Annotated in this window: 8 protein-coding genes; 7 read left to right on the forward strand and 1 reads right to left on the reverse strand. The window is 65.9% G+C overall.

The window, feature by feature from the left end; translation table 11 throughout:
• Positions 1 to 93 precede the first annotated feature (93 nt).
• The 7 genes from NJG22_RS17330 (at position 94) to NJG22_RS17360 (ending at position 6684) form a co-directional block, all read left to right on the forward strand.
• Complete coding sequence (locus tag NJG22_RS17330) at positions 94 to 279, forward strand: CbtB-domain containing protein (protein ID WP_134689735.1); 186 nt, start codon at positions 94 to 96, stop codon at positions 277 to 279.
• A gap of 10 nt (positions 280 to 289) precedes the next feature.
• The gene (locus tag NJG22_RS17335) at positions 290 to 985 is read left to right on the forward strand and encodes a CbtA family protein (protein ID WP_253096259.1); all 696 of its coding nucleotides are present in this window, start codon (positions 290 to 292) and stop codon (positions 983 to 985) included.
• Positions 985 to 1395: a cobalamin biosynthesis protein gene (locus tag NJG22_RS17340; RefSeq protein ID WP_253096262.1), complete on the forward strand. Its 411-nt coding sequence runs from the start codon at positions 985 to 987 to the stop codon at positions 1393 to 1395. Before NJG22_RS17335 ends, NJG22_RS17340 begins: the two co-directional genes overlap by 1 nt.
• A 28-nt stretch (positions 1396 to 1423) precedes the next feature.
• Positions 1424 to 2176 carry a precorrin-4 C(11)-methyltransferase gene (cobM, locus tag NJG22_RS17345; RefSeq protein WP_253096265.1) on the forward strand — a complete coding sequence of 251 codons (753 nt, stop codon included), beginning with the start codon at positions 1424 to 1426 and terminating at the stop codon, positions 2174 to 2176.
• Between the two features lie 195 nt (positions 2177 to 2371).
• Entirely contained in the window at positions 2372 to 2614 is a 243-nt protein-coding gene (locus NJG22_RS17350) for a DUF1272 domain-containing protein (RefSeq protein ID WP_253096267.1), read from the forward strand.
• Between the two features lie 173 nt (positions 2615 to 2787).
• On the forward strand, positions 2788 to 3402 hold the full coding sequence (locus NJG22_RS17355; RefSeq protein WP_253096270.1) for a response regulator transcription factor: 615 nt from the start codon (positions 2788 to 2790) through the stop codon (positions 3400 to 3402).
• A gap of 3 nt (positions 3403 to 3405) precedes the next feature.
• Positions 3406 to 6684, forward strand: a complete 3279-nt coding sequence (locus tag NJG22_RS17360; protein WP_253096272.1) for a transporter substrate-binding domain-containing protein — start codon at positions 3406 to 3408, stop codon at positions 6682 to 6684.
• Here NJG22_RS17360 and NJG22_RS17365 read toward each other — a convergent pair.
• Positions 6659 to 7978, reverse strand: a complete 1320-nt coding sequence (locus NJG22_RS17365) for a PAS domain-containing methyl-accepting chemotaxis protein (RefSeq protein ID WP_253096276.1) — start codon at positions 7976 to 7978, stop codon at positions 6659 to 6661. The two genes, NJG22_RS17360 and NJG22_RS17365, sit on opposite strands and share 26 nt — an antisense overlap.
• Positions 7979 to 8392: the final 414 nt, after the last annotated feature.

Here is an 8392-nt window from a genome sequence, read left to right on the forward strand (position 1 = left end):
GTGGGCGGGTGCTGTCGCATGCCCTGGGCCATCCGTGCCTGGGCGCGTCGCGCTTGCCCGTTGCCCAAAACAAAAGCAGCAGAGGAACGCGTCATGCCTATCACCAGTGCCAAGCACAGCATCGCCACCCCCGTCAGCCTCAGCCAGCGCCTGCTGGTCGCCGTGGGCGCCAGCCTGCTGGGCCTGAGCCTGGTGTACTTCGCCGGCTTCTCGCACATCGAGGCGGTACACAACGCCGCCCACGACACCCGCCACAGCGCCGCCTTCCCCTGCCACTGAGTATCCCCGCATGATCACGCGCATCGCCCGCACCGCGGGTTTCAGCGGGCTGCTCGCCGCCCTGCTGCTGACCCTGCTGCAAAGTTTCTGGATCGCCCCGCTGATCCTCCAGGCGGAAACCTTCGAGAGCGCCGAGCCGGTAGCCGAGCAGCATGAACACGCGCCAGCCGAAGCCGGCCACAGCCATGAGCACAGCGCCGAGGCCTGGGCACCGGAAGACGGCTGGCAGCGGGTGCTGGCCACCACCGGTGGCAACCTGGTGGTAGCTGTCGGCTTCGCCCTGATCCTCGCCGCGCTGTACAGCCTGCGCGAGCCGGGGCGCGTCAGCACCGGGGCGCTCTGGGGGCTGGCCGGCTTCGCCGTGTTCTGCCTGGCCCCCACCCTGGGCTTGCCCGCCGAGCTGCCAGGCACCGCCGCCGCCGACCTGGGCCAACGCCAGGCCTGGTGGATCGGCACTGCCGCCGCCACCGCGGCCGGCCTGGCCTTGCTGGTATTCAGCCGGCATTGGTTGTTCAAGGTGCTGGGTATCGTGCTGCTGGTAAGCCCCCATGTGATCGGCGCGCCGCAACCGGCGGTGCATGCAAGCCTGGCGCCAGAGGCCCTGGCCAGCCAGTTCAAGATCGCCTCCTGGCTGACCAACGCCGCGTTCTGGCTGGCCCTGGGCCTGCTCAGCGCCTGGCTGTTCCGCCGCGCCAACCCGGCCTGATGCTCGACTTCCGCCTGCAGCCGGCGCTATACGCGGGCTTTGGTTGTCGCCGCGGCTGCCCCGTCGAAACCCTGGCGGTGCTGCTGCGCCAGACCATGGCCCGCCACGCCCTGCCCCTGTCTGCCTTGCGTGCCATCGCCAGCATCGACCCCAAGGCCCGGGAACCGGGCTTGCTGGCCCTGGCCGAGCGCCTTGGCGTGCCGTTTTTGTGCTTCGACGCCACGCACCTGCTGGCTTTCGAGCCGTTGCTTAGCCAACGCTCGGCCACTGCCTACGCCCAGACCGGCTGCTGGGGCGTGGCCGAAAGCGCCGCCCTGGCCCTGGCTGCCCGCGTTTCGCCACAACCCAACCTGCACGTGCCACGGCAGGTCCTTGCCGGCGCTACCCTGGCGCTGGCCATCGGCGGATAATCCGCTTCTTTACCTGCAAGGAACCGCCATGACGGTCTACTTCATCGGTGCCGGCCCCGGCGATCCGGAACTGATCACGGTCAAGGGCCAGCGCCTGATTCGCCAATGCCCGGTGATCATCTACGCAGGCTCGCTGGTCCCGCCTGCGCTGCTCGAGGGCCATAACGCCCGAACCGTGCTCAACAGCGCCGAAATGCACCTGGAGCAGATCGTCGAAGCCATGCGCCAGGCCCACGCCGAAGGCCTGGACGTGGCCCGGGTGCACAGCGGCGATCCCAGCCTGTACGGCGCCATCGGCGAACAGATCCGCCACCTGCAGGCACTGGGCATCGACTACCAGATCATTCCCGGGGTCACCGCCACTGCCGCCAGCGCCGCGCTGCTGGGCTGCGAGCTGACCCTCCCGGACGTGGCGCAGACGGTGATCCTCACCCGCTACGGCGACAGCTCGCCGATGCCGCCTGGCGAGCAACTGGCCGACCTGGCCCGGCATGGCAGCACCCTGGCCATTCACCTGGGGGTCAAGCACCTGGCGCGCATCGTCGACGAGCTTTTGCCGCACTATGGCGGCGACTGCCCGATTGCCGTGGTGCACCGTGCCACTTGGCCGGACCAGGATTGGGCCCGTGGCACCCTGGCGGATATCGTCGAGCGGGTAGCGGCCAAAGGCTTTCGCCGCACCGCGCTGATTCTGGTCGGCCAGGTGCTGGGCGATGCGCCGTTCGCCGAATCCGCGCTGTACCGCGCCGGGCACGCCCACCTGTACCGCCAGGGCAGCTGAAGCGATTGCCGTCGTTGACGGCCGCGCCGTCCTGTAGGAGCGGCCTTGTGTCACGAAAGGGCTGCAAAGCAGCCCCGGCATTCTTGAATGGAATGCGGCCATCCTCGAAAAATCGCGAAGACCTTGCAAGGGCTGATTGCCGTCGGGGATGGCGGCGTTGCACACTGCGTGCAACTTGCCAACGGAATGCCTGCCATGCTCGAACTGCGCCCCAACTGCGAATGCTGCGACCGCGACCTGCCGGCCGAAAGCCCGGATGCACTGATCTGCTCGTTCGAGTGCACCTTCTGCCGCCCCTGCAACGACCGCCACTTCCAGGGCCAGTGCCCCAATTGCGGCGGGCAACTGATGATCCGCCCCACCCGCACCGGCAAGGCCCTGGCCAACAACCCGGCAGCGACCCAGCGGGTCAACAAGCAACACGCAGCTTGCCCTTGAGGGTATTTGTAGGAATTTTCAACAACATCTTGTAGGTTTATCAACACACCTATACTCGCCTATTACCAAGGCTCCTGATTATCCGTAAGGTGCGCGCAGCCCAGTTGGCCCGGCACCTTGCGTATGCAGTACAGCGCAGGACACGGGCTGCACCTTGTACAGGAGTTACCCATATGACATCCGTGTTGCTGGTTGATGACCACCACATTGTTAGATTGGCCGTGCGCATGCTGCTCGAACGCGAACGTTTCACCATCGTGGGTGAAACCGACAAAGGCAAGCAGGCCAAGGACCTGGCCGCCAAAACCAAGGCCGAGGTCGTCATCCTCGACATTGGCCTGCCCGACCTCGACGGCATGGAGGTGATCAAGCGCCTCAAGGTGCTGGATCCTGCGCCGAGGATCATGGTCTACACGGGCCAGCCTGCCGATCTTTACGTGCGCCGCTGCATGGACGCGGGCATCTCCGCTTTCGTCAACAAGGACGAAGACCTCGACGCCCTGATGTTCGCTCTCAAGGCCTTGGTCAAGGGCTACTCGACCTTCCCGCAGATGGCGGTCAACAGCAACACGCTGGGGAGCGAGAGCGAGCGCCTGGGCCAGTTGTCCAATCGCGAAATGGAGGTACTACGCCGCCTCAGCAAGGGCCAGGCCAACAAGTTCATTGGCGAAAAGATGAGCCTCAGCGCCAAGACCATCAGTACCTACCGTGGCCGGATCATGGAAAAACTCAAAACTGAGTCACTGGTCGAAATGGTTGAGCTCGCCAAACGTAACGACGTGGCCTGAAGCATGATCGGGCGCACGCTGCTGTGCCTGGTGCTGGTCCTAACATGGCCGTTTCCCGCCCCTGCCGCCGTGCAGGGCGAAAGCCGCCACCTGCTGGCGCGGGCCTTGAGCGCCGCGCCCCCGTTGCAACTCGACGACGCCGACCGGCGCTGGCTGGCACAGCGTAAAGAGCTGGTGCTGGGAAGCTCGCGTCCGGACTACCCGCCATTCGACATCAACACCAGCCAGGCCGACTACGAAGGCTTGAGCGCCGACTACGCCGGGCTGATTGGCGAACAGCTCGGCGTGCCAGTGCGGGTGCGCCGCTATGCCAGCCGGGCCCTGGCCCTGGCCGCGCTGCGCGCCGGCGAAGTCGACTTGCTGGGCACCTCCAACGCCTTCGAGGCCAACGATGCCGAGCTGGCCCTCACCCACTCCTATGCCGACGACCTGCCGGTCATCGCCTCGCGCCATTCCCGCACGCTGCGCGAAGACGACGACCTGGCCGGGCTGCACCTGGCCATGGTCGACCACTACCTGCCGATGCAGACCGTGCAACAGCTGTTCCCCCAGGCCCAGTTGCGTCTGTATCGCTCGACCCTGGCCGGTATCGCGGCGGTGGCCCTGGGCCAGGCCGACGCCTACCTGGGCGATGCCATCAGTACCGACTACGTGATCGCCAAGGGTTACCAGGGGATGGTCAAGGTCGACCACTTCGTCAAGGCGCCGGCCGGCACCTTTGCCTTTGCCCTGGCCCGCGACAACCCGCGCCTGCTGAAACTGGTGAACCTGGCCTTGGCCAGGATCGCCGACAGCGAGCGGCTGAACATTCTGCGCCGCTGGACCAGCGGCAGCACCAGTGTCCTGCTCGATCGCCGCCTGGCCGCCCTGACCCCGGAAGAGCGCGACTGGATCGAGCAACACCGCCAGGTCAAGGTCATGATCAATACCACCCTGGCGCCGCTGAGCTTTACCGATGCCCAGCAAAACCCCCGTGGCATCGCCCTGGACCTGTTGGAACGCATCAGCCTGCGCACCGGCCTGCGCTTCCAGGTCGTCGAGTCCGAATCATTCCAGGACATGGTCGAGCAGACCGCCCAGGGCCAGGTCGACATGATCGGCGCCATCGGCTATGGCGTGCACCGCGCCCTGCGCCTGCGCTACACCCGGCCCTACATGATCAGCCCGCGGGTACTGGTTACCCGGCACAATGCTCCGCCGCTGATTGGCGACCAGCCGCTGAGCGGCCTGCGCGTGGCGCTGCTGCGCGGCTCACCGTTGCGCGATGGCCTGGAGCGCCAGGCCATCGGCATCCAGCCGATCGAGGTGGAGAACCCCTTGCAACTGATGGAGGCCGTGGCCAACGGCGAGGCCGACGTGGCGATCAGTTCGCACATCAACGCCGCCTACTTCATCAACCAGGTGTTCAAGGGCCGCCTCAGGATCGCCGGCCTGCAAGGTGACGAGCCAGCCCTGGCGGCATTCGCCGTCAGCCCGGCGCTGCCGCAGTTGCAGGCGATCCTCGACAAGGCGCTGCTGAGCATCCCGCCGGACGAACTGGAGCAACTGGTCAACCGCTGGCGTACCAATGCCGTGGTCAGCGACAGCCCCTGGCGCAACTACCGTACCCTGGCCTTGCAGGTGCTGGTGCTGGCCGCCGTGCTGCTGGCCGGCGTGGTGTTCTGGAATACCTACCTGCGCAAGCTGATTCACCAGCGCACCGAAGCCCAGCGCGCCTTGCAGGAGCAGTTGGCGCTCAGCCGCAGCTTGCTCGAACAACTGCGCCAGGCCAAGGACGATGCCGAACGGGCCAGCCAGGCGAAAAGCACCTTCCTGGCGGTCATGAGCCATGAAATCCGCACGCCGATGAACGCGGTCATCGGCTTGCTCGAGCTGGCCCTGGAGGACAGCCGCCACGGGCGCAGCGACAGCCACGCGCTGAAAACCGCCCACGACTCGGCGCTCGGCCTGCTCGACCTGATCGGCGATGTGCTCGATATCTCGCGCATCGAGTCCGGTCATATGACCCTGCAGCCCCAGCCGGTCGAGTTGGTCGAGCTGGTTCAGGCGACCTTGCGGGTGTTCGAGGGCAATGCGCGGGCCAAGGGCATCGAGCTGCGCGGCGCACTGCCCGAGCCACCCTGCTGGGTGCGGGTCGATGCCTTGCGCCTCAAGCAGGTGCTGTCGAACCTGATCAGCAACGCCATCAAGTTCACCGACCGCGGACAGGTCGACGTGACCCTCACCGCCAAGGCGCTGGACGCCCAACGGCTGCGCATCACCCTGCAGGTTCGTGACAGCGGCATGGGCATCAGCGCCGCCGATCAGGCGCGCCTGTTCAACGCGTTCGCCCAGGCCGACGGCAGCCAGGGCCGCCAAGGTGCCGGGCTGGGCCTGGTGATCAGCCGCGAGCTGTGCGAGTTGATGGGCGGCCAGTTGAGCCTGCAAAGTCTCGAGGGCCTCGGGACCCAGGTCGACATCCTGCTCACCTTGCAGGTCTGCCCCCCACCCAGTCGGGAGCCGGTGAGCGGTATCGGCCGAGAGATCGCCGGCGGGCCGCTGCAGGTGCTGGTGGTCGACGATTATCCCGCCAATCTGCTACTGCTCGAGAAACAGTTGCGCTCACTTGGGCACCACGTAGTGCTCGCCGACCAGGGCGAGGCGGCCCTGGCGCTGTGGCAGGCCGGGCACTTCGATGTGGTGCTCAGCGACTGCAGCATGCCGGTGATGGACGGCCATGAACTGGCCCGGCGCATCCGCGCTGCGGAGAAAGAACACACGCGGCCGGCTTGTCGCATCATTGGCGTCACCGCCAACGCCCAGGCTGAAGAACGCCAGCGTTGCCTGGACAGCGGCATGGACGACTGCCTGTTCAAGCCAATCGGCCTGCAGGCCCTGAAAGGCTGCCTGGCCCACCTGCACGGCATCGACCCAAACACCTGCCCCACGACACGTGCCAGTGGTTTCGATCTGGAACAGCTGCGCCACCTGACCCAGGATGACGAGCAGCTGATCATGCGCCTGCTGGAGCAGTTGGCCGCCAGCAATGCCGAGGACCTGCAGGCCCTGCGGGCGCTGGGCAGCTCCCCGCCCAGCGAGGCGCTTGGCCCGGTGGTACACCGGATCAAGGGTGGGGCCAAGATGCTCAAGGTCAGGACCGTGGTGCAGGACTGCGAAGCCCTGGAGCAGGCCATCGCCCACCGCCAGCCGCTCGCTTCGTTGCTCGAACGGCTGCACGCCAGCCTGCAGGGCCTCGAACGCGAACTGCGGGAAAACCTCAGTGCAATTGCAGGGTCGAACTAATCTGGCTGATCGCGTCAACCACGTGCCGCGAACCCTGCTGGATTTCCATGATCACCGTGCCCGCCTCGTTGGCCAGTTCCACCCCAACCCCGGTACGGGTCAGGCTCGACTGCATGCTGGCCACCGCGGTCAGGGACAGGTCGTGGTTCTGCCGCACCACCTCGACGATCTCCAGGGTGGCCTTGCTGGTACGCGCCGCCAAGTTGCGCACCTCGTCGGCCACCACCGCGAAGCCGCGGCCGTATTCGCCGGCCCGCGCCGCCTCGATCGCCGCATTGAGCGCCAGCAGGTTGGTCTGGTCGGCGATGCCACGGATGGTCAGGACGATCTGGCCGATCGCCTCGGACTGTTTGCTCACGGCATCGATACTGCGCGCGGCCTGGTTGAGCTCGGCGGAAATCTGCTCGATCACCTCGACGGTCTGCTGCACCACCTGGGTGCCCTTGCGCGCGCAGGCGTCGGTCTGTACCGAGCTGGCATGGGCGGCATCGGCGGCGGTCTGCTGGGTGCTGACCTGGTTGGTGATGTCGCTGGCGAACTTCACCACTTTGTACAAGCGGCCCTTGTTGTCGAAGATCGGGTTGTACGAGGCCTCCAGGTAGACGGTCTGGCCCTGTTTGTTGATGCGCTCGAAGCGGTGCGAGTGGTACTCGCCGCGGTTGAGCGAGGCCCAGAAGTCGCGGTACTGCGCCGACTCACGTTCGTGGGGCAGGCAGAACAGCCCGTGGTGCCGGCCCACCACTTCCTCCAGGCGATAGCCCATGGTGTCGAGGAAGTTCTGGTTGGCCTTGATCACCCGCCCGGCCGGGGTGAACTCAATCACCGCCATGGAACGGCCGATGGCCTTGAGCAAGCTTTCGCTCTCGTGCTCCTCATTGACATGGCGGGTGATGTCCGAGGCCACCTTGATGACACTGGTGACCTGTTGCCGCTCGTCGATCACCGGCATGTAGCTGGCTTCCAGCCAGACCTCGCGGCCGGCCTTGTCGAGGCGCTCGAAGGTGCCGCTGATGGCCTTGCCCTGCCCCAGTTCGCGCCACAGTTGCTGGTACTCGGCGCTCTTGGCATAGGCCGGGTCACAGAAGATGCGGTGGTGCTTGCCGCGAATCTCCTCGGCGCTGTAGCCCATGGTGCTGCAGAAATGCTCGTTCGCCTCGAGGATCGTGCCGTCTGGCGCGAACTCGATCATCGCCATCGAACGGCTGATCGCTGCCAGCTTGGCCTCCATGCCCGCCAGGGCCTGGCGGCAACGCTGGATCTCGACCAGATCGGACTTGCGATGGTATTCGAACATGAGCCGGGGCTCCTTCTGCTCTGGGATGAACCTGAGCATAGATCGGCGTTTTCGCGGTGCAAGCGAACTGATATCACTTTTGAACTAGCTATTCGCGGCCGTTTGTCTGGTGGTTTTTGCCGACGATCTGCCACCGTTGCTGGCGAACCAGGCGCCGCGATGGATGGCACCGGCTGCGCCGGTGTTCGCCGGCAAGGCCGGCTCCTACGCCGATTGCGGCCTGCAATACCTGTAGGAGCCAGCTTGCTGGCGAACCAGGCGCTGCGATGGATGGCACCGGCTGCGCCGGTGTTCGCCGGCAAGCCGGCTCCTACGCCGATTGCGGCCTGCAATACCTGTAGGAGATTCTATGGTTTCAGGGAAGCCCATTAGCTGACTTTAGGTTGATATTCGTCCTGCCCTTTCAGCAGGGCG

It is taken from the genome of Pseudomonas sp. VA159-2 (assembly GCF_024126635.1).
In the GTDB taxonomy this organism is placed as follows: domain Bacteria; phylum Pseudomonadota; class Gammaproteobacteria; order Pseudomonadales; family Pseudomonadaceae; genus Aquipseudomonas; species Aquipseudomonas muyukensis.